This is a genomic window from Alteromonas sp. MmMcT2-2, assembly GCF_022348305.1.
Classification (GTDB): Bacteria; Pseudomonadota; Gammaproteobacteria; order Enterobacterales; family Alteromonadaceae; genus Alteromonas; species Alteromonas macleodii.
The window spans coordinates 43,810-64,725 of record NZ_JAKRFA010000025.1; the positions used below are offsets into that span (position 1 = coordinate 43,810).

The 20,916-nt window shown below is 44.2% G+C and carries 18 protein-coding genes; 13 read left to right on the plus strand and 5 right to left on the minus strand.

Annotated features, from left to right (window positions below; translation table 11 throughout):
- Positions 1–55: 55 nt before the first annotated feature.
- Positions 56–1,510, minus strand: a complete 1,455-nt coding sequence (gene rimO / locus MHM99_RS14415) for a 30S ribosomal protein S12 methylthiotransferase RimO (RefSeq protein ID WP_156078336.1) — start codon at positions 1,508–1,510, stop codon at positions 56–58.
- A gap of 305 nt (positions 1,511–1,815) precedes the next feature.
- Between rimO and MHM99_RS14420 the strand changes: the two genes are divergently transcribed.
- Positions 1,816–2,286 (plus strand): DUF2919 family protein, encoded by a 471-nt coding sequence (locus MHM99_RS14420; protein WP_014976532.1) that lies wholly within the window; start codon positions 1,816–1,818, stop codon positions 2,284–2,286.
- Positions 2,287–2,376: 90 nt separating this feature from the next.
- On the opposite strand, the gene MHM99_RS14425 is transcribed toward MHM99_RS14420, so the two are convergent.
- Together MHM99_RS14425 and tcdA are read right to left on the minus strand one after the other, a co-directional pair.
- Positions 2,377–2,790 carry a hypothetical protein gene (locus MHM99_RS14425; protein ID WP_014949436.1) on the minus strand — a complete coding sequence of 138 codons (414 nt, stop codon included), beginning with the start codon at positions 2,788–2,790 and terminating at the stop codon, positions 2,377–2,379.
- 111 nt (positions 2,791–2,901) lie between these two features.
- Positions 2,902–3,678: a tRNA cyclic N6-threonylcarbamoyladenosine(37) synthase TcdA gene (gene tcdA / locus MHM99_RS14430; protein ID WP_239219952.1), complete on the minus strand. Its 777-nt coding sequence runs from the start codon at positions 3,676–3,678 to the stop codon at positions 2,902–2,904.
- Between the two features lie 220 nt (positions 3,679–3,898).
- Here tcdA and MHM99_RS14435 point away from each other — a divergent pair, with 220 nt between their 5' ends.
- The 4 genes from MHM99_RS14435 (at position 3,899) to MHM99_RS14450 (ending at position 8,086) form a co-directional block, all read left to right on the plus strand.
- Positions 3,899–4,864 carry a glutathione S-transferase family protein gene (locus tag MHM99_RS14435; protein WP_014949438.1) on the plus strand — a complete coding sequence of 322 codons (966 nt, stop codon included), beginning with the start codon at positions 3,899–3,901 and terminating at the stop codon, positions 4,862–4,864.
- An 84-nt stretch (positions 4,865–4,948) separates the two neighbouring features.
- Positions 4,949–5,812 (plus strand): pirin family protein, encoded by an 864-nt coding sequence (locus tag MHM99_RS14440; RefSeq protein ID WP_061094963.1) that lies wholly within the window; start codon positions 4,949–4,951, stop codon positions 5,810–5,812.
- 115 nt (positions 5,813–5,927) lie between these two features.
- A complete protein-coding gene (locus MHM99_RS14445) occupies positions 5,928–6,431 on the plus strand; it encodes a GNAT family protein (protein ID WP_014976535.1) in 504 nt (167 codons plus the stop codon).
- Between the two features lie 194 nt (positions 6,432–6,625).
- On the plus strand, positions 6,626–8,086 hold the full coding sequence (locus MHM99_RS14450; RefSeq protein WP_239219954.1) for a phosphomannomutase CpsG: 1,461 nt from the start codon (positions 6,626–6,628) through the stop codon (positions 8,084–8,086).
- A 263-nt stretch (positions 8,087–8,349) separates the two neighbouring features.
- On the opposite strand, the gene MHM99_RS14455 is transcribed toward MHM99_RS14450, so the two are convergent.
- The gene (locus tag MHM99_RS14455; RefSeq protein ID WP_014949443.1) at positions 8,350–8,772 is read right to left on the minus strand and encodes a DUF3429 domain-containing protein; all 423 of its coding nucleotides are present in this window, start codon (positions 8,770–8,772) and stop codon (positions 8,350–8,352) included.
- A gap of 99 nt (positions 8,773–8,871) precedes the next feature.
- Entirely contained in the window at positions 8,872–10,149 is a 1,278-nt protein-coding gene (locus tag MHM99_RS14460) for a citrate synthase (RefSeq protein ID WP_014949444.1), read from the minus strand.
- Positions 10,150–10,853: 704 nt separating this feature from the next.
- Between MHM99_RS14460 and sdhC the strand changes: the two genes are divergently transcribed.
- The 8 genes from sdhC to sucD all read left to right on the plus strand — a co-directional run bounded on the left by sdhC (position 10,854) and on the right by sucD (position 20,776).
- Positions 10,854–11,228, plus strand: coding sequence for a succinate dehydrogenase, cytochrome b556 subunit (gene sdhC, locus MHM99_RS14465; protein ID WP_014949445.1), 375 nt, complete (start codon positions 10,854–10,856; stop codon positions 11,226–11,228).
- Positions 11,222–11,569 (plus strand): succinate dehydrogenase, hydrophobic membrane anchor protein, encoded by a 348-nt coding sequence (gene sdhD / locus MHM99_RS14470; RefSeq protein WP_014949446.1) that lies wholly within the window; start codon positions 11,222–11,224, stop codon positions 11,567–11,569. The genes sdhC and sdhD overlap by 7 nt, the downstream gene beginning before the upstream one ends.
- 1 nt (position 11,570) lies before the next feature.
- The gene (sdhA, locus tag MHM99_RS14475) at positions 11,571–13,343 is read left to right on the plus strand and encodes a succinate dehydrogenase flavoprotein subunit (protein ID WP_239219956.1); all 1,773 of its coding nucleotides are present in this window, start codon (positions 11,571–11,573) and stop codon (positions 13,341–13,343) included.
- A 14-nt stretch (positions 13,344–13,357) separates the two neighbouring features.
- Complete coding sequence (locus tag MHM99_RS14480) at positions 13,358–14,068, plus strand: succinate dehydrogenase iron-sulfur subunit (protein ID WP_012518362.1); 711 nt, start codon at positions 13,358–13,360, stop codon at positions 14,066–14,068.
- A gap of 176 nt (positions 14,069–14,244) precedes the next feature.
- On the plus strand, positions 14,245–17,064 hold the full coding sequence (gene sucA, locus MHM99_RS14485; protein ID WP_014949448.1) for a 2-oxoglutarate dehydrogenase E1 component: 2,820 nt from the start codon (positions 14,245–14,247) through the stop codon (positions 17,062–17,064).
- A gap of 9 nt (positions 17,065–17,073) precedes the next feature.
- The gene (odhB, locus tag MHM99_RS14490) at positions 17,074–18,585 is read left to right on the plus strand and encodes a 2-oxoglutarate dehydrogenase complex dihydrolipoyllysine-residue succinyltransferase (protein ID WP_239219958.1); all 1,512 of its coding nucleotides are present in this window, start codon (positions 17,074–17,076) and stop codon (positions 18,583–18,585) included.
- Between the two features lie 152 nt (positions 18,586–18,737).
- Positions 18,738–19,904, plus strand: a complete 1,167-nt coding sequence (gene sucC, locus MHM99_RS14495) for an ADP-forming succinate--CoA ligase subunit beta (protein WP_014949450.1) — start codon at positions 18,738–18,740, stop codon at positions 19,902–19,904.
- Positions 19,904–20,776 carry a succinate--CoA ligase subunit alpha gene (gene sucD, locus MHM99_RS14500; protein WP_012518366.1) on the plus strand — a complete coding sequence of 291 codons (873 nt, stop codon included), beginning with the start codon at positions 19,904–19,906 and terminating at the stop codon, positions 20,774–20,776. Before sucC ends, sucD begins: the two co-directional genes overlap by 1 nt.
- Positions 20,777–20,916: the final 140 nt, after the last annotated feature.

Here is a 20,916-nt window from a genome sequence, read left to right on the forward strand (position 1 = left end):
CGTAAATAAGTGGCGTGTTAAGATTGATTTTTAAGCTGCCTTGTCAGGCCTACTATTAGTTTGCTGAATCAGCGCCTTCGTCTTCTTCGTCTTGGTCTTCAGACAATACTGCCCATACGTCGTGTTCGTTAGCGTGAATAACTTCAGCCCATACACGATCGCCAGGTTTTACGTCATAAACGCCGTTTAAATGAACCAGACCATCAACTTCCGGTGCGTCTGCATAGGTACGGCCGACGGCACCTTCCGCATCAACGCTGTCGATAACAACTTGATATTCGTTACCGATTCTCGCTTGAAGTCGCGCTGCGCTTATTTCGCCCTGTACTTCCATAAACCGTGCAAGGCGAGCTTGTTTCACTTCTTCTGGCACTGGGTCGGGGAGGTCATTTGCTCTTGCACCTTCAACAGGGGAATAGGCGAATGCACCAACACGATCAAGCTGCGCTTCGCGAAGGAAGTCCAATAACTCTTCAAACTCTTCTTCCGTTTCGCCCGGAAAGCCGACGATGAATGTCGAACGAATGACTAATGATGGGCACTGTTCGCGCCACTTTTTAACGCGCTCTAGCACGCGCTCAGCACTACCTGGGCGTTTCATTAACTTAAGAATACGTTTGTTGGCGTGTTGAAACGGAATATCCAAGTAAGGAAGGATTTTACCTTCGTTCATTAGTGGAATTAGGTCATCCACATGCGGGTAAGGGTACACGTAATGTAATCGGACCCAAATGCCCATTTCGCCCAGCTTTTCACACAACTGTTGCATGTGTGCTTTAACCGGCATGCCGTTCCAAAAGCCCGTTCTATGCTTAACATCAACACCATAGGCGCTAGTGTCTTGTGAAATAACCAATAGCTCTTTAACACCAGCATCTTTCAAACGCTTAGCTTCATCGAGTACGTTACCCACTGGGCGGCTGACAAGGTCGCCACGCATAGAAGGAATGATACAGAACGTGCAACGGTGGTTACAGCCTTCTGAAATCTTCAAGTAAGCATAATGACGAGGCGTTAATTTTACACCATGGTCAGGGATCAGATCTTCAAACGGATTGTGCTGGGGTTTTGGAAGATGATCGTGTACTTGCTCAACTACCGTTTCGTAGGCATGAGGCCCCGTGATAGCCAGTACATTTGGATGAAGCTCTCTAATTTCGTCTTCTTTAACACCTAAACACCCGGTAACGATAACTTTGCCGTTTTCTTTAAGTGCTTCGCCTATAGTGTCTAATGACTCTTCTACCGCCGCGTCAATGAATCCACAGGTGTTAACGATAACCAAGTCGGCATCGTTGTAGGTAGGGACTACGTCATAACCTTCGGTGCGAAGTTGAGTAAGAATACGCTCTGAATCAACTAAGTTCTTAGGGCAACCTAAGCTAACAAAACCAATTCTGCTGCCATTGCTTTGTTGCGAAGGTTTGTTGTCACTTAATACCTTCACTGGCGTTTCTAGCGTGGTGGTTTTATTTACTACTTTGTTTGGATTAAACGTTTCTACTGTCATCTAAAATATCACCTGGAAAATGACTGAGCTTAAAATGGCCGCGGATTATACAGGAAAACACGCTTGTACGCAGTATATATAATTAGCGACCAAGATATAAATTATTGACGCATTCTCACAGTACAGCCGTAATTTAGGCACTAAACGTGAAAACAAGTGTAAACGGCCACGGGTTTCATTGTAAAAGCGGCACGAACAAGGTTTAAAAACACCTTACTCACCCCCACATTTATCACTTCTTGAAAGTAAACATATCAGAGTTGAATGCGCTTTAGGGTTCAAATTAATAAAATAGAAGTGAATGCATGCTTAAATTACCGCTAACTTTTTATGATGAGTCAGGGCGAATTCTTCCTCCCCGTTGGCTTTACAGCGTGTTTATACTTCTATGCATTGACTGGCTCGCGTTCGTCTTTTCTCTGGCTTCCCGCACTCAAACTAGTGAGCTACTTACGTTCTTTTACCCACAAAAGGAAACGTTAGGGTTGGGGTTAGCGGCAAGTTTACCTGTGTTAATTGCGTTATCTTTGGTTAGTCAACGAGATCGCTTGTGGAAAAAAGGCTTTTTAGCATGGCGCCGATGGGTTATTCCGCTGGCTCAATTGGGAGTGTTGGCATTGTTGAGTGTTCAGCTTTACTACGCTATGCATCATCACTGGGGGTTTGAAACTATTACGGGTGTAAAAATCGTTTTTTACAGTATAGCCTTGTACGCAATTTCAAAAAGTCGTCATTTAAAGTGGATGGTAGAGGATTGGGAAACACCTAACCCCTGAACCTCATTCTCCAAAAACATCTTTATTGGAAATATATTTAATGCACTCAATTGAACAGACGTTAAACTGAGTGCAAAATCTGTGAGAACGTTAGTGGCTGCGTAAGTGGTTCCCCAACGCCTGTTCATAGTAGGCAAATACGCTGATTTGACTGTCGTTAACCAGACGTTCATAGCAAATACCCGCTAAGGCATAGGTATTTTCACCAACCTGAAGAAAAACGGCAGGTGCTTTAGGATTTGACTGATCGTAAATCCATTCACCATCTAGCTGCGCTTTTAAAATTTCTCCAACGTAAGCGCCAAAGATATTACAGATGGTGAACACTGCTTCATCTTCTAACGCTAAATCGTGATATTTATCTACGAAACTAAGTAAAATGTCGTCCACCAGTGCTACGCTAGCGGGTGAGTGGTCGAGTACAATATCGAACTCATCAGCTGCTGTTACCACAGCGTCCTTCGCGCAATCTGCCATTAATTTATTGAGTTCATCAGGTGACATGTTGTTCTCCTTCTCACCGATACTTTTGGTATAACAAGCTAACGCTTAAAAAGTCGTTAAGACAAGGTGTTATAAGTTTTTGACTATTGTGCGCAAGTTATCGGCCAAAGTCTATTTTTGTCCAGTTAATCTATTTATTACACTTGCAGCGGCAAACATACCAAAGGTGGCGGTTACCGTGACCACAGCACCAAAGCCGCCTGCACAGTCTAGTCGAGTACCACCTTCCATTGCAGATTTGTTGTAACAAACCGAGCCGTCAGGTTGTGGGTAGCGCAATTGCTCTGTTGAATAGATACACTCAACGCCAAAGCGGCGTTTTGGGTTTTTACTAAAATTATAGTTACGTCTAAGCTCACTGCGTAGCTTAGCTGCTAGGGGGTCTTGTGTTGTTTTAGCTAAATCGCCTTTAGTGACTTGAGTTGGGTCTATTTGACCGCCCGCACCGCCAACCGTAACAATAGGAATTTTGTTGCGTTTACAGTGAGCTATCATCGCCGCTTTAGCGCGAATACTGTCAGTGGCATCGACTACAGCGTGCATTTCTTTGGTTAAAAGCGTAGCCGTATTGTCTGGAGTGACAAAATCCTCAATACAATTCACTTTGCAAGCAGGATTTATCAAGTGAATTCTCGATGCAATGGCGTCGACCTTTGCTTCTCCTATGGTATTGGAAAGCGCGTGAATTTGGCGATTTGTATTAGTTACGCAAACATCGTCTAAATCAATAAGGGTTATAGAACCTATGCCCGAACGAGCTAGTGCTTCTGCAGTCCAACTTCCCACACCGCCAATACCGACTACAGCCACATGACTGTTGGCTAAATTATTAGTTTGCTGTGCGCCATATAAACGCACAATACCGCCTAAACGTGGATCATCAGACATGTTTCACTTCACTTAAAAATAAACTAACTCAAAGGCGTGTGTTCACACAAAAACGTGCAAGTACGCTAGCAGGGCGCGCATCATCTCAAAAGTGGACACTAAAGATCAATACACTCCAGTTTTTTCGAATAATAAATCCGATTTTAAGCGACATACGTTCTACCCAATACATGTTTAAATGAATTCATTGTTTAATGAAGTAATAAAAAGGGGCAGGCATATGGGCTTACTCGTTGATGGAAAATGGCAAGACAAGTGGTACGACACCAGCAAAAATGGTGGGAAATTTGAGCGCCAAGCATCTAAATTTCGTGACAAAGTCAGTAACGAAGATGGTTCCACGTTTCCCGCTGAATCTGGTCGCTATCATCTTTATGTCTCGTTAGCTTGTCCTTGGGCCCACAGAGCGCTCATATTTAGAAAGTTAAAGGGATTGGAAGCGCATATTGATGTTTCGGTGGTACACCCTGAGATGCTTGATCAAGGCTGGGAGTTTAAAGGTTACCCAGGATCAACGGGGGATAAGCTTTATAACTTTGATTATGCGCATCAAATTTATACTAAGGCAAAACCTGAGATAACCACCCGTGTCACTGTTCCAATCCTTTGGGATAAACGAACAGAAACTATCGTTAATAATGAATCAGCTGAAATTATCCGTATTTTTAACAGTGGGTTTAATTCACTGACTAATAATGAAGACGATTATTATCCTAACGCCCAACGTGAAGAAATTGATGCCATCAACAATATGGTGTATCACGACATAAATAATGGCGTGTATAAAGCTGGATTTGCTACAACGCAAGAGGCCTATGAAGAGGCAGTAACTGCATTGTTCTGCGCGCTAGATAGGGTTGAAGAAAGGTTGAGTAAACAACGTTATTTGGTTGGCAGCAAAATAACAGAAGCTGACTGGCGCTTATTTACCACGCTGATACGCTTCGACGCTGTGTATCACGGGCACTTTAAATGCAATAAAAAACAAATTGCAGACTATCCAAATATTTACGGCTATATGAAAGAACTTTATCAAGTTCCGGGTGTTGCTGAAACGGTAAACTTCGACCATATCAAAAGGCACTATTACTACAGCCATACTATGATAAATCCAACCCAGGTAATCCCCGTTGGGCCAGAGCAAGATCTTATGTCGCCTCACGGTCGCGATAAAATGGGACGTTGAAGCACCCAAGGTCGGTAATACAAAAAGCTAAACGTGAAGCTCGTAAAAGATAGTGAAGGTTAAGATTTAAGGTAGATACACATTATGTCAGTGGAAGTGAGTGAACAAAAATCGATAGAGAAAGTGGTTACAGGTATGCCAACAAGTGATGGCGCGGGGGTGTCCCTTACACGTATTATCGGACAACCTGATCTACCTCGCCTCGATCCCTTTTTAATGTTGGATTTTTTTGGTTCAGATAATCCAGGTGAATACATTGCTGGTTTTCCACCACATCCTCACCGTGGTTTTCAGACAGTTACTTATATGCTTGCAGGAAAAATGCGCCATAAAGACTCTGTAGGCAATGAGGGGGTTATTGATGCTGGTGGCATTCAATGGATGAATGCGGGTCGAGGCATAATACATGAAGAAATGCCAGAGCAGGAGGAGGGCTTGTTACAAGGCTTTCAGCTGTGGGTGAATCTTCCGGCCGTAGAGAAAATGTCAGCGCCTAACTATCAAGACATACAGCCAGATAGTGTGCCTACAGTACACATTCAAGATGCAGTAATCAAAGTGTTAGCAGGTGAAATTGACGGTGTGAAAGGGCCTGTGAAGACAACGGCGGTTGCTCCTACTTTTTTAGACGTTGCACTACGAAGCGGGAGTTCGGAAATTGCACTGGGTTCGGATGAAGCTGCCTTTATTTATGTGTACGAGGGAAGCGTGGTCATTAATAGCGGCGAACTTAGCAAAGAAACAATTGTGTCGCAGGGAGAGCTGGGTGTTTTGTCACAAAGTGGCAAGCAGCTATCTGTATCCGCTGATACAGGTTGTAAGTTTATAGTGGTCTCAGGTAAACCTATTAAAGAGCCTGTTGTCCAATATGGGCCTTTTGTAATGAACACTCAGCAGGAAATTGTTCAGGCATTTAACGATTACCAAAGCGGTTCATTAGCAAAGTAGATACAAGGGTTGCCTGATTTGATTCGACGATGGGTAATTATCTGTGCGGACTGGTAGTAGACTGGGCTTTTAGTCAATACCTTTTCATTAGGCTCAGCAAGGAGCTGCACTGCCAATGCATTTTGAAAGCGTCGCCGAAAAACATGTGCTATCACTTTTAGAATTTGAGCGTAGTAACAAAGCCTATTTTGAATTGTCTATAGCACCAAGAGAGGCAGCGTTTTATTCATTGGATGGCGTTGGCTACCACATTAGCGAATTGCTTTACTTACAACAGCAGAAAAGAGCTTGGGGTTTTGTGCTTGTTGATGAGCAACGAAATAACCAGATTGTAGCGCGTGCTAACATCAAAAATAGAGCAGGCGACAAGGCGGAAATCGGCTATCGAGTTGCAGAGAAGGATTGTGGAAAAGGCATTGCTTCTCGCTGCGTCTCATTTCTAATTGAGGAAGCCAAAAGCATGGGCATAAAATTGCTCACTGCTGAAGTCATGGATAATAACGCCGCTTCTGAAAAAGTTCTTATCAAGAATGGTTTTAGTCCAAAGCTGTGCTTTCGCCGAAAGTATCGTCATCAAGGCGCTTTCCATAACAGTATCTACTTCGAACTCGCGCTTTAAACTCATCGGTTGAAAACAGCGTTAGCAAAACGTTGTGCTGTTCAAATTGAATTAGTAATTCACTCCCTCTAGTGATTTAATATCAGTATGTCTAATCTCTTTTACGACGATAACAAAGGGGCGTATGCGCTTTTTTGTTGTAAAAAGCGATAATGTAATCATAAATAGTTAAAACACAGGGAATTTCGATCCAAATGGCAACCCCAATTACCTGCTTTAAAGCGTACGATATTCGTGGCGAATTGAACTCACAACTGACTGAAGATGTAGCGTATCGAATTGGCTATGCTTTTGCGCAAGAATTAATTGCGAAAACTGTTGTTGTTGGTAGTGATGTGCGTCTTACGTCAACACCATTAAAATTAGCGTTAAGCGCGGGTCTAATCGATGCTGGTGCAACAGTGACCGATATTGGCATGGCAGGAACAGAAGAAATTTACTTCGCTACCAAACACCTTGGCGTTGATGGTGGTATTGAAGTAACGGCAAGTCATAACCCCATTAATTACAACGGTATGAAACTAGTGAAGTCAGGCTCTGTTCCAATTAGTGGCGACACAGGCCTAAACGCGATAAAAGAGAAAGCGGAAGCACTAGAAGATAGCTTCGTGTCAGAGCGATTAGCACACTACACTGAGGGTGCGTTGATTGATGCTGATGCGTTTTTTAACGGTACGGCCCATGTAAAAGAAGACAAGCTTTCTGAGACCGATAAATATGCGGTTAAATCGTGTATGTCTGACTATGTTTCTCACATGCTTTCTTACGTTAATTTGAGCAATTTTACGCCGTTAAAAGTGGTGGTTAATGCAGGTAATGGTGCCGCAGGCCCCGCGCTAGACGCTATTGAAAAAGAAATGAAAGTGCAGGGTGTTCCGATAGAGTTTGTTAAAGTACATCACAATGCTGATGGTACATTTCCAAACGGCATCCCCAATCCATTGTTACCTGAAAACCGTGCTGACACGGCTGACGCTGTTAAAGCGTCGGGAGCTGATTTTGGCATTGCATGGGATGGTGATTTCGACCGTTGCTTCTTGTTTGACGCTGATGGTGAATTTATTGAAGGATATTATATCGTTGGCTTGCTTGCTGAAGCCTTTATCGAGAAAAACACCGACAGTAAAATCATTTATGACCCTCGCGTATACTGGAATACAGAAGATATCGTAGCGAATGCAGGTGGTACACCCATTAAGTCGAAAACCGGCCATGCGTTCATTAAGGAGCGTATGCGCAAAGAAGATGCGGTCTATGGCGGTGAAATGAGTGCGCACCATTACTTTAGAGATTTTGCCTACTGTGATTCAGGCATGATCCCTTGGTTGTTAATTGCCGAATTGGTGTGTGTGAAAAAGCAAACACTAGCGAGTATGGTAAAAGCGCGAATTGAAGCGTTTCCATCTTCTGGTGAAATTAACAGTAAACTAAAAGATGCTGACGCAGCGCTGGAACGCGTTACAAATAAATACCAGCCACTAGCCAGCGTAATCGATACTACCGATGGTTTGGGCCTGGAGTTTGGCACATGGCGCTTTAATTTACGTAAATCGAATACTGAACCAGTTATTCGTTTAAATGTTGAAAGTAAAGGCGACATAGCGTTGATGGAACAAAAAACCGAAGAGCTACTTTCGCTCATTCGCGCTGAATAACCACGGTACTTTTCGTTAATAACGCTAGGTCAACAGGCCCTAGATAAGTAAAAAACGAAGGCGATAATATAGTGATATTATCGCCTTTTTTGTTTTCGATATTTGAACTTGTTAAAGCTCTATTTATCAATCGCTTAAGCTGGTTATGCGTAACCTTTTTGATTGAGTTAGACACTCGCTTAATCACTGCAGGCTTTAGCCTCTATTACTTTTATTGCAATTAACTAATGTCATGCCTTTAACGCTAAGCTGTAGTAGTAACGTTATACGAGCAAGTAAATCATCCAGGCGTGACAGATAACAACGACACTTGTTAATCCCATCCGCAAGCTTATGTAACTTACAATCTGCTCTTTAGGAAGACTAAGGATAAACTTGTCGTAAATAAGTACGGCGACGTAGCTTAGCGATAACACGCCAAACACCTTCACGTCGTGAGAGAACACTAAACACAACCACCCAATTATGGTCGGCAACATAGCGACTAGCATTTGCTTGTCGTAACGTTGATTACTTATTGCGTCCCACCAATGGATACCACCAAAGAAAGACAATAGCACGGCTGAGTATTGGACAAAGTAAACGGCGCTTTGCGTAAGCGATAACAGGTTAAGCTGATAAGCCAGTGGCATAGCCACAAAAGGAATGAGACCGGCAATACCTAGAAAAACCGCTGAATAGGGCATTGTTGTTCCTTGAAGTAATCTTGTATAAACAAAAATAGCGCCTTAAAGGCGCTATTTTTACTATTAAGCGTAATACTTAGTTCAGTATTTACTAATTTACTACTTAATTGGCGTGTACTTACGCTGGTTATGACCAGTGTAAAGCTGACGAGGACGACCAATTTTTTGTTTAGGGTCGCTCATCATTTCATGCCAGTGTGAAATCCAACCTACTGTACGAGACAGGGCAAAAATACACGTAAACATGTTAGTTGGAATACCAATCGCTTTAAGTACGATACCAGAATAGAAGTCTACGTTCGGGAACAGTTTCTTCTCTGCGAAGTACGGGTCACTCAACGCAATCTTTTCTAGCTCCATCGCTACTTCTAGTAGTGGATCTTTTACGTTAAGCTCGCTTAATACTTCGTGACAGCTTTCACGCATTACTGTTGCACGTGGATCGTGGTTCTTATAAACACGGTGACCGAAGCCCATAAGACGGAATGGGTCATTCTTGTCTTTAGCGCGTGCAATAAACTCAGGAATACGATCAACAGTGCCAATTTCTTCTAGCATGTTCAGACATGCTTCGTTTGCACCACCATGAGCAGGACCCCAAAGTGAAGCAACACCAGCAGAAATACATGCATATGGGTTCGCACCAGAAGAACCGGCAAGACGAACGGTAGACGTTGAAGCATTCTGTTCGTGGTCTGCGTGAAGCGTAAAGATACGGTCCATCGCACGCTCAACAGCTGGGCTGATTTGATATTCTTCTGCTGGTACAGAGAACATCATGTTCAGGAAGTTAGCTGCATAGCTTAAGTCGTTTCGTGGATAAACAAACGGCTGACCTACATTGTACTTGTAGCACATAGCAACAAGAGTAGGCATTTTAGCAATTAGACGGTGTGCGCTGCGAATGCGCTGTTCTTCATTAGAAACGTCTAAATCGCTGTGGTAGAACGAAGACATCGCGCCAACGGTACCACATAGCATTGCCATAGGGTGGGCGTCGTTGCGGAAACCGTGGAAGAACATGTTAATTTGTTCATGTACCATGGTGTGACGAGTAATTGTCTCTTTAAATTCTTCGTACTGTTCTTTTGTTGGTGCATCACCGTGAAGAAGCATGTGACAAACTTCTAAGTAGTCTGCGTCACGCGCTAGTTCTTCGATAGGGAAACCGCGGTGTAATAATACACCTTGAGCGCCATCAATGTAGGTAATTGAAGACTCGCAAGATCCTGTCGCCATAAAACCTGGGTCGTACGTGAAATAACCGTGCTGGCCTAACGTACGGACATCGATTACATCTTGTCCTTCGGTGCCAGACAAGATAGGAAGCTCGATTTCCTTACCGCCGGCTTTAAGAATGGCTTTCTGATCTGCCATAAAATGCTCTCCTCAGAATGGTTCTGTTTGCAGCGAAAACGGACGAAAATATCCGCTTCGTTGGGAAAAGTGGGCGTATTTGTACTTTATTATGCACCAACAAGTCAATTTAATTGCATATTTGCACAATAAATATTCCGAATTGCTTAAAAAAATACTAGCAATCGGATAACGATTAATTAACTCGTTGGGATTTCACTTTGCCCGATACGGTGCAATTATCAATGGCTTTTCGATAAAGGTAAACCACCGAACGATAAATATATTAACAGGTTAGTTTAAAAAGTAACCTTTTGATGAGGAATAAATACGCATACAGATTAAAAGTGCTTAATTTCTCGTTGTTATGCATAGTTATTCCATTTAGCTGCTGGTAAACTTCTTAACGCTGTAATTGCGCTCGTTTAAACGTGTTGCGCTCAATTTTGATCTCTTTTTATTCAAAATAATTATCATAAAAGTGTATATAGCGACTAAAGTCTTACTACGGCACAAAAAATTGTAATTATATACTACGCTGGATATACTCAGCGGTGCTTTGGAAATGGAATAATTATTCTGTTACAGGCATTAAAGAATAATTCACAAATTGTTAACAACTCAATGGATGAGGCAATTAACAGGTTAAAAATCGAATTCACTTACTCAGGACATAATAAAGGTAAGAAATTCATTATCCCCTACGGATTAAACAGGCATACATTGTGAAAAAGCAAAGACCAGTAAATTTAGAACTCAATACTATTAAATTTCCGCCCTCTGCTATTTCGTCAATTCTCCACCGTGTAACCGGTGTTGCAATGTTCTTCGCGCTACTTTTTGTTATCTGGGCATGGGCAGTTTCTGTTCATTCGCCTGAAGGTTTCGCGGACGTACAAGCAATCATGGACGGTTTCTTTGGAAAATTTGTCGCAATTGGCACAGCTTCAGCGCTGACATATCACATTCTAGGCGGCCTAAGACACGTTGTTATGGATTTAGGTCACTGGGAAGAATTAGAGTCGGGTAACACAAGTGCAAAAGCTGTAATCGCACTTTGGGTTGTACTGACCGTAGTATTGGGAGTTGCATTATGGTAACCAACCAAGCAAGCATTAAGCGTGACGGCGTACAAGACTACGTTTCACTTCGCGCTACAGCAGCAATTATTTTCGCGTACTCGGTTTTCATGGCGTGGTTCTTTATTACCACCGATAACCTAACGTTTATCGAATGGCGAGGGTTGTTCTCTGGCCTGGCTATGAAAGTTTTCACATTGGCAGCACTAGTAGCAGTGATGATCCACGTGCGCATCGGCCTTTGGCAGGTGCTTACAGACTATGTTAAATCAGCAGGTCTGCGCGCAGGACTACAATATATCTTAAATATCATCGCATTCGGCTATGTAGCTGTTGGCCTATTCGTATTGTGGGGAGTGTAAAATGAGTTTACCCGTTCACGAGTTTGATGCAGTAGTAATTGGTGCTGGCGGTGCAGGTATGCGCGCAGCACTACAGATTTCGCAGTCTGGTAAATCATGTGCACTGTTATCAAAAGTATTTCCAACCCGTTCTCATACTGTGTCTGCTCAAGGTGGTATTACTGTAGCACTTGGTAATTCACACGAAGACAATTGGGAATGGCACATGTATGACACCGTTAAGGGCTCTGATTATATCGGTGACCAAGACGCTATCGAATACATGTGTAAAACTGGTCCAGAAGCCATTATCGAAATGGAAAATATGGGTCTACCATTTTCTCGTTTCGAAAACGGTAAAATCTACCAGCGTCCTTTTGGCGGTCAGTCTAAGAACTTTGGTGGCGAGCAGGGCGCTCGTACAGCAGCTGCAGCTGACCGTACTGGTCACGCGCTTCTACACCTTCTTTACCAGCAAAACGTAAAGAACAAAACAAAAGTTTTCTCTGAGTGGTATGCACTTGACCTAGTTAAGAACCAAGACGGAGACGTTGTTGGTTGTACCGCGATTGATATCGAATCTGGTGAAGTAGTTTACTTCAAGTCTCGCGCAGTTGTACTTGCAACAGGTGGTGCGGGTCGTATCTACGCATCTACTACAAATGCACACATCAATACCGGTGACGGTGTTGGTATGGCACTTCGTGCAGGCGTTGCAGTTCAAGATATGGAAATGTGGCAGTTCCACCCAACGGGTATCGCTGGCGCAGGAACATTGGTAACAGAAGGTTGTCGTGGTGAAGGTGGTTACCTTCTAAACAAAGACGGCGAACGTTTCATGGAACGTTATGCGCCTAACGCGAAAGACCTTGCTGGTCGTGACGTTGTTGCGCGTTCAATGATGACTGAAATTCGTGAAGGTCGTGGTTGTGAAGGCCCATGGGGTACTCACATTAAGCTTAAGCTTGACCACCTTGGTAAAGACGTTCTTGAGTCTCGTCTACCTGGTATCCTTGAACTTTCACGTACGTTTGCACACGTTGACCCAGTGAAAGAGCCAATTCCAGTAATTCCTACTTGTCACTATATGATGGGTGGTATTCCTACCAACGTTGATGGCCAATGTCTAACGGTTGATGAAAACGGTAACGACAAGGTTGTTAACGGTCTATTTGCTTGTGGTGAGATAGCCTGTGTATCTGTACACGGTGCGAACCGTCTTGGCGGTAACTCACTTCTTGACCTTGTTGTATTCGGTCGCGCGACCGGTTTACACCTTGGTAAGACATTGTCTGAAATGGCACCAACACGCGACGCATCAGAATCTGATCTCGAAGCCTCTATGACGCGTTTCAACCGTTGGGAAAAGTCAGAGAAAGGTAAGGGCGAAGACCCAGTACAAATTAAGAAAGACTTGCAGAAATGCATGCAGCTTAACTTCTCAGTATTCCGTGAAGGTGAAGCAATGGCGGAAGGTCTTAAAGAGCTTAGCGAAATTCGCGAGCGTCTTAAGCATGCACGCCTTGACGACAAGAGCGCAGACTTCAATACCCAACGTATTGAATGTTTAGAGCTTGATAACCTAATGGAAACCGCGTACAGCACAGCAGTAGCAGCGAACTTCAGAACGGAAAGCCGTGGTGCTCACAGCCGCTTCGACTTCCCGGACCGTGATGACGATAACTGGTTATGCCACAGCATCTACGATCCGAACACTGATAAAATGCTCAAACGTGAAGTGAATATGGCGCCTAAGCTTAGGGAAGCATTCCCGCCTAAAGTGCGTTCATATTAAGAGAGGCAACGATCATGCAATTAACTTTTTCGATTTATCGTTACAACCCAGAAGTAGATGCGAAGCCTCGCATGCAAGACTACACTCTAGAAGTAGAGGAAGGTCAGGACATGATGGTGCTAGACGCGCTACTTGCACTTAAAGAGCAAGATCCGACGCTTTCTTTCCGTCGCTCTTGCCGTGAAGGTGTGTGTGGTTCAGACGGTGTGAACATGAACGGCAAAAATGGCCTTGCGTGTATCACTCCTTTATCTGCACTGGGCAAAGGTAAAATAGTAGTTCGTCCACTTCCAGGTCTACCTGTTGTACGTGACCTTGTTGTTGATATGACGCAGTTCTACACACAGTACGAAAAGATTAAGCCGTTCTTAATCAACGACAGTAAGCAGCCGCCAGCGCGCGAACACTTACAGTCACCTGAAGAGCGTGCGAAACTTGACGGTCTTTACGAGTGTATTCTATGTGCATGTTGTTCAACGTCATGCCCATCTTTCTGGTGGAACCCTGATAAGTTCATCGGTCCTGCTGGTCTACTTCACGCGTATCGTTTCCTTATCGATAGCCGTGATACGGCAACTGAAGAGCGTCTTAACGACCTTGATGATGCGTTCAGCGTATTCCGCTGTCACGGTATCATGAACTGTGTAAGTGTATGTCCTAAGGGCTTAAACCCTACAAAAGCGATAGGCCAAATTAAGTCTATGCTTTTACAACGGGCTGTTTAGTACTATATTCTGATAACTTCCTAAAGTTACAGATAGTGATGCTCTAAATAGCCATCCCAAAAGGATGGCTATTTTTTTATATATTCGCTGTTATAACACTTGGTTATGCTGAGAATAACCTTATAATACATCTTGATTGTTAACTAGATTTTATAAAACGTAGCAAGGCAAATTAAATGCAAGAAAGCGTGATGAAAGCGTGGTGGGATTCCTCGCACATGGCAGGTGCCAACGCTGCCTATGTTGAAGAGTTGTATGAAACTTATTTAGAAGACCCGCAAAGTGTCTCTGAAAATTGGCGACAAATCTTCGATAACCTCCCCAAAGTCGATGGCGTAGAGTTAGAAACCAATCATACAACAATTAAAAATCAATTTAGGCAACTTGCTGCGTTAGGGCCAACCGCCCGCATGTCTAGTCCGTCTGTGCCTTCTGCAAATGTTTCAGACGACAGGCAAGTTAAAGTTCTTCAGTTAATCAATGCGTTCCGCTTCCGCGGTCATCAGCACGCAAACCTTGATCCGCTAGGTCTATGGAAACAAGAGCGTGTACGCGATTTAGAACTTTCTCACCACAGCCTTTCTGAGCAAGATTTCGATTCAGTATTCAATGTAGGTTCGTATGCCATTGGCAAAGATTCAATGCCATTGGGTGAACTGTTTAAATCGTTAAACCGCACATACTGTGGCTCTATCGGTGCAGAGTACATGCATATTACCGATACTGAACAGAAACGCTGGTTGCAACAAAAAATTGAATCTGTTCAAGCAAAACCTGAAATTTCTCGCGACGAAAAGCTAGGAATTCTTAAAGGTCTTACTGCGGCTGACGGAATGGAAAAGTACTTGGGTTCTAAATTCCCAGGGGCAAAGCGTTTCTCTCTAGAAGGCGGCGATGCACTTATTCCTATGCTGAAAGGTTTAATCACCAAGGCTGGCACTGCAGGTACCAAAGAAGTGGTTATCGGCATGGCTCACCGTGGTCGTTTGAACGTGCTAGTTAACGTATTGGGTAAAAACCCATCGGTGCTGTTTGATGAATTTTCAGGTAAGCACGACGACTCACTAGGCGCAGGTGACGTGAAATACCACGCAGGTTTCTCGTCTGACTTCGCGACTCCAGGCGGCAATGTTCACTTAGCACTAGCGTTTAACCCGTCTCACCTTGAGATTGTAAACCCTGTAGTTATGGGGTCTGTACGTGCACGTCTTGCGCGTCGCAATGATGACACGAATACAGTACTGCCTATCACTATTCACGGTGACTCGGCAATTGCTGGTCAGGGTGTAGTACAAGAAACCTTCAACATGTCGCAAACTCGCGGCTTTGCTGTAGGTGGTACGGTTCGTATTGTGGTAAATAACCAAGTTGGTTTCACCACATCGAAGACTGAAGATACCCGTTCAACGCAATATTGTACTGACATCGCGAAGATGGTACAGGCACCGATTTTCCATGTGAACTCAGACGATCCAGAAGCGGTTGCCTTTGTTACGCAGCTTGCGCTTGAATACCGCAATAAGTTTAAGAAAGACGTTGTAATTGATTTAGTTTGTTACCGTCGTCATGGTCACAACGAAGCGGATGAGCCAAACGCCACGCAGCCGTTGATGTACCAAAAAATTAAGAAGCACCCGGTTCCACGTGTTCTTTATGCTGACCAGTTAATAGCTGAAGGTGTGATTGAACAACGTGACGCAGACCGCTATCTTGAAGAATATCGTGAAGCGCTCGACCACGGCGCGTGCGTTGTTGAAGAGTGGCGTCCAATGACAGAGCACAGCGTTGACTGGTCTCCATATCTTGGTCACGACTGGGATACGCCTTACGATGGTTCGCTTTCAGTTGAGAAGCTCAAAGAGCTAGGTGAGTCAATCACTACTATTCCTGAAGAGCACAAGCTTCAGTCTCGCGTAAACAAGCTTTACCAAGACCGTAAAGCGATGGTTGCTGGCGAGAAAATGCTTGATTGGGGCATGGCTGAAAACTTGGCCTATGCAACTATCGTTGATGCCGGCGAAGATATTCGTATTACCGGTCAGGATTCAGGCCGTGGTACTTTCTTCCACCGTCACGCGGTATTGCACAATCAAAAAGATGCGTCGACATATATGCCACTACAGCATATTCGTGAAGGACAGGGCGAGATCGAAATTTACGACTCTGTGCTTTCAGAAGAAGCGGTTATGGCATTTGAGTATGGTTATGCGACAGCGGAGCCTACGTGTCTGACTATTTGGGAAGCCCAGTTTGGTGACTTCGCTAACGGCGCTCAGGTTGTATTTGATCAGTTCTTGAGCTCAGGTGAAGCGAAGTGGGGTCGTTTGTGTGGCCTAACCGTTTTACTTCCACATGGTTATGAAGGCCAAGGCCCAGAGCATAGTTCTGCGCGTCTTGAACGATTCTTGCAAATGTGTGCTGACCACAACTGGCAAGTGTGTGTACCTTCAACACCCGCTCAGGTTTACAACATGCTTAGACGCCAAGTGGTTCGTCCAATGCGTAAACCACTTATCGTGATGTCACCTAAGTCACTATTACGTCATCCAATGGCTGTATCTTCGTTAGAGGAACTTGCAGAAGGCAAATTCCATAACGTAATTGGCGAAATTGATGATATCGATCCGAAGAATGTGAAGCGTGTTGTTATGTGTTCAGGCAAGGTTTACTACGATTTGTTAGACCAGCGCCGTAAAAATGAGCAAACAGACGTCGCAATCATCCGTTTAGAGCAACTTTATCCATTCCCACAAGAAGAATGCGCTAAAGTTGTGGCACAATACAGCCACGTAAAAGATTGGGTTTGGTGTCAAGAAGAGCCTCAAAACCAAGGCGCTTGGTACTGTAGCCAACACCATTTCTGGCAAGCAATTCCAGATGGTGCAAAATTAACATATGCAGGCCGTGATGCATCCTCGTCACCTGCAGTAGGTTATGTATCCGTTCACAACCAGCAACAGAAAGCCCTGGTTGAAAACGCACTCACAATTAAATAAGGAACAGTAATGACAATTGAGATAAAAGTTCCGGTTCTACCTGAGTCAGTTGCCGATGCCACCATTGCAACCTGGCACGTAAAGGCCGGTGACGCAGTTAAACGAGACCAGAACCTGGTTGATATTGAAACTGATAAAGTGGTTTTAGAAGTTGTGGCGCCAGCGGACGGTACAATTGGTGAGATCCTAAACGAAGAGGGTGCAACTGTTTTAGGCGAGCAAGTTATTGCTAAACTAGAAAAGGGTGGTGCTGCTGCACCAGCTGAAGCTAAAACAGAAAGCAAAGCGAAAGACGATTCTAAATCAGATGCGGCTCCAGCGGCTTCTGGAAAAACATCTGATGTTAAAGTACCAGTACTTCCTGAATCTGTAGCTGACGCGACAATCGCAACGTGGCACGTAGCTGTAGGTGAAGCAGTTTCTCGCGACCAAAACTTGGTTGATATCGAAACTGATAAAGTAGTACTAGAAGTTGTTGCTCCTGCAGACGGTTCTCTTGCTGAAATTATCGCAGAAGAGGGCGCCACCGTAACAGCTGAAGAAGTGATTGCTAAATTTGTAGAAGGTGCAGCAAGCGGCGCTTCTGCTCCAGCAGCGTCAAGCGAAAGCGATGACAGTGACGAGAGCAGTGATGTGCTTAGTCCTTCTGTTCGTCGTTTACTTGCAGAAAAAGGTGTTGACGCAGCTAAAGTGAAAGGCACTGGCAAAAATGGCCGTATCACTAAAGAAGACGTAGAGAAATACCTTAAAGGCGGCGACAGCTCAGCGAAGGCAGCGCCTGCTGCGTCTGAATCTGTTTCAGCTGACCTACCAACGGGTAATCGTACCGAGAAACGTGTTCCAATGACGCGTCTTCGCAAGACAATTGCTAACCGTCTTCTTGAAGCGAAGAACTCTACGGCAATGCTAACAACGTTTAACGAAGTAAACATGAAGCCAATCATGGACCTTCGTAAGCAGTATCAAGACAGCTTCGAGAAGCGTCACGGTATTCGCCTTGGTTTCATGTCTTTCTACGTGAAAGCGGTAACCGAAGCCCTTAAGCGTTTCCCTGAAGTTAACGCGTCTATCGACGGTGATGACATTGTTTATCACAACTACTTCGATGTATCGATTGCTGTTTCTACACCACGTGGCCTTGTAACACCAGTACTTAAAGATACTGACACACTAGGCATGGCAGGCGTTGAAAAAGGAATTAAGGAACTAGCACTTAAAGGCCGTGACGGTAAGCTGTCATTGGCTGAACTACAAGGTGGTAATTTCACAATCACCAACGGTGGTGTGTTTGGTTCACTAATGTCTACACCAATCATTAACCCGCCACAGAGCGCTATTTTGGGTATGCATAAAATCCAAGATCGTCCAATGGCTGTTAATGGCAAAGTAGAAATTCTACCAATGATGTACCTAGCGCTTTCTTATGACCACCGTATTATCGATGGTAAAGAATCAGTAGGTTTCTTGGTAACCGTTAAAGAGATGCTAGAAGATCCAACACGTCTACTTCTAGACGTATAAGACTTTCGTCTCACGGAATTGTGGTTAGGCGTTTAGCTTGTGTATGCTTGCTTTGCGCCTAACGCAACGCTGATATTTGCCCTATAATATCAGTCAAACTAATCAAGTCGCATTTGCGGCTTTTGTCTTACTAAAAATCGGATAGAAACACCATGAATTTGCATGAATACCAAGGTAAGCAGCTATTCAAAGAATACGGTTTGCCTGTTTCTGAAGGATACGCAGCAGACACTGCTCAAGGTGCTGTAGAAGCCGCTGACCGAATTGGCGGAAACGAGTGGGTAGTTAAGTGTCAGGTACACGCGGGCGGTCGCGGTAAAGCTGGCGGTGTAAAGCTAGTTAAAAACAAAGACGACATTCGCGCTTTCGCTGAAAACTGGCTTGGCAAAAATTTGGTGACTTTCCAGACTGACGAAAACGGTCAGCCTGTGAGCAAAATCCTAGTTGAATCTTGCACAGATATCGCTAACGAGCTTTACCTTGGTGCAGTAGTTGACCGTACAACCCGTCGCGTTGTATTCATGGCATCTACTGAAGGTGGCGTTGAGATTGAAACTGTTGCAGAAGAGACTCCAGAGAAAATCCTTAAAGCTGAAATCGACCCAATTGTAGGTCCTCAGCCTTACCAAGCGCGCGAAATGGCGTTTGCTCTAGGTCTTTCTGGCGTACAAATCAAGCAATTCACTCAAATCTTCCTTGGCCTAGCTAAGATGTTTGAAGAGCTTGACGTTGCGCTTATCGAAATCAACCCGCTAGTTATCAAAACTGACGGTAACCTACACTGCCTAGACGCGAAAGTAGGTATCGATGGTAACGCGCTATATCGTCAGCCTAAGTTGAAAGATATGCAAGATCCTTCACAAGAAGATGCGCGTGAAGCTCATGCTGCTCAGTGGGAACTAAACTATGTTGCGCTAGACGGTAATGTAGGTTGTATGGTTAACGGTGCAGGCCTAGCAATGGGTACTATGGACATCGTAAACCTACACGGTGGCAAGCCAGCTAACTTCCTAGACGTTGGTGGCGGCGCAACTAAAGAGCGTGTAGCTGAAGCATTCAAAATCATCCTTTCTGATGACAATGTTAAAGCGGTATTGGTTAACATCTTCGGTGGTATCGTTCGCTGTGACATGATTGCAGAAGGTATCATTGGTGCGGTTAAAGAAGTTGGCGTAGAAGTACCTGTAGTTGTACGTCTTGAAGGTACCAATGCAGAGCTTGGCCGTGAAGTTCTAGCGAACTCTGGTCTAGATATCATTGCTGCTGAATCGCTAACTGATGCAGCGCAGAAAGTTGTTGCTGCAGCGGAGGGCAAATAATGTCTGTATTAATTAATAAAGATACTAAAGTAATTTGTCAGGGTTTCACTGGCGGTCAGGGTACTTTCCACTCTGAGCAAGCAATTGCTTACGGTACGCAAATGGTTGGTGGTGTAACACCAGGTAAAGGCGGTACTGAGCACCTAGGTCTTCCAGTATTCAATACTGTACGTGAAGCGGTAGAAGCAACTGGCGCAACTGCAACAGTTATCTATGTACCAGCACCTTTCTGTAAAGATTCAATTGTTGAAGCTGCAGATGCGGGTATCGAGCTAATCGTATGTATCACTGAAGGTATCCCAACGCTAGATATGCTTTACGTTAAAGAATACGTAGAAGCGAAAGGCGTTCGCATGATCGGTCCAAACTGCCCAGGTGTAATCACTCCTGGAGAGTGTAAAATTGGTATCATGCCTGGTCACATCCACAAGCCTGGTAAAGTAGGTATTGTTTCTCGCTCTGGTACACTTACGTACGAAGCGGTTAAGCAAACCACTGACGAAGGTTTTGGCCAGTCTACTTGTGTTGGTATCGGTGGCGACCCAATTCCTGGTTCAAACTTCATCGACATCCTTCAGATGTTCCAAGACGATCCACAAACTGAAGCTATCGTAATGATCGGTGAGATCGGTGGTACAGCTGAAGAAGAAGCAGCAGCGTTCATTAAAGCTAATGTAACCAAGCCTGTTGTTTCTTACATTGCTGGTGTTACTGCTCCTCCAGGTAAGCGTATGGGTCACGCTGGTGCAATCATCGCAGGCGGTAAAGGTACTGCTGATGAGAAATTCAAAGCACTAGAAGACGCTGGCGTTAAAACTGTACGTTCACTTGCTGAAATCGGCAAGGCGCTTCGCGAGACTACAGGTTGGTAAGCTAACGCTTAACAATTTTGTGATAAAAGCCCGCTTTAAGCGTAATGCCGATCAGTTAAGAAAATTTTCATGATCGGTTGACCGATCTTTTTAAGGCTTCAAAATCCGATATCAGTCTCTGGTATCGGATTTTTTAATGT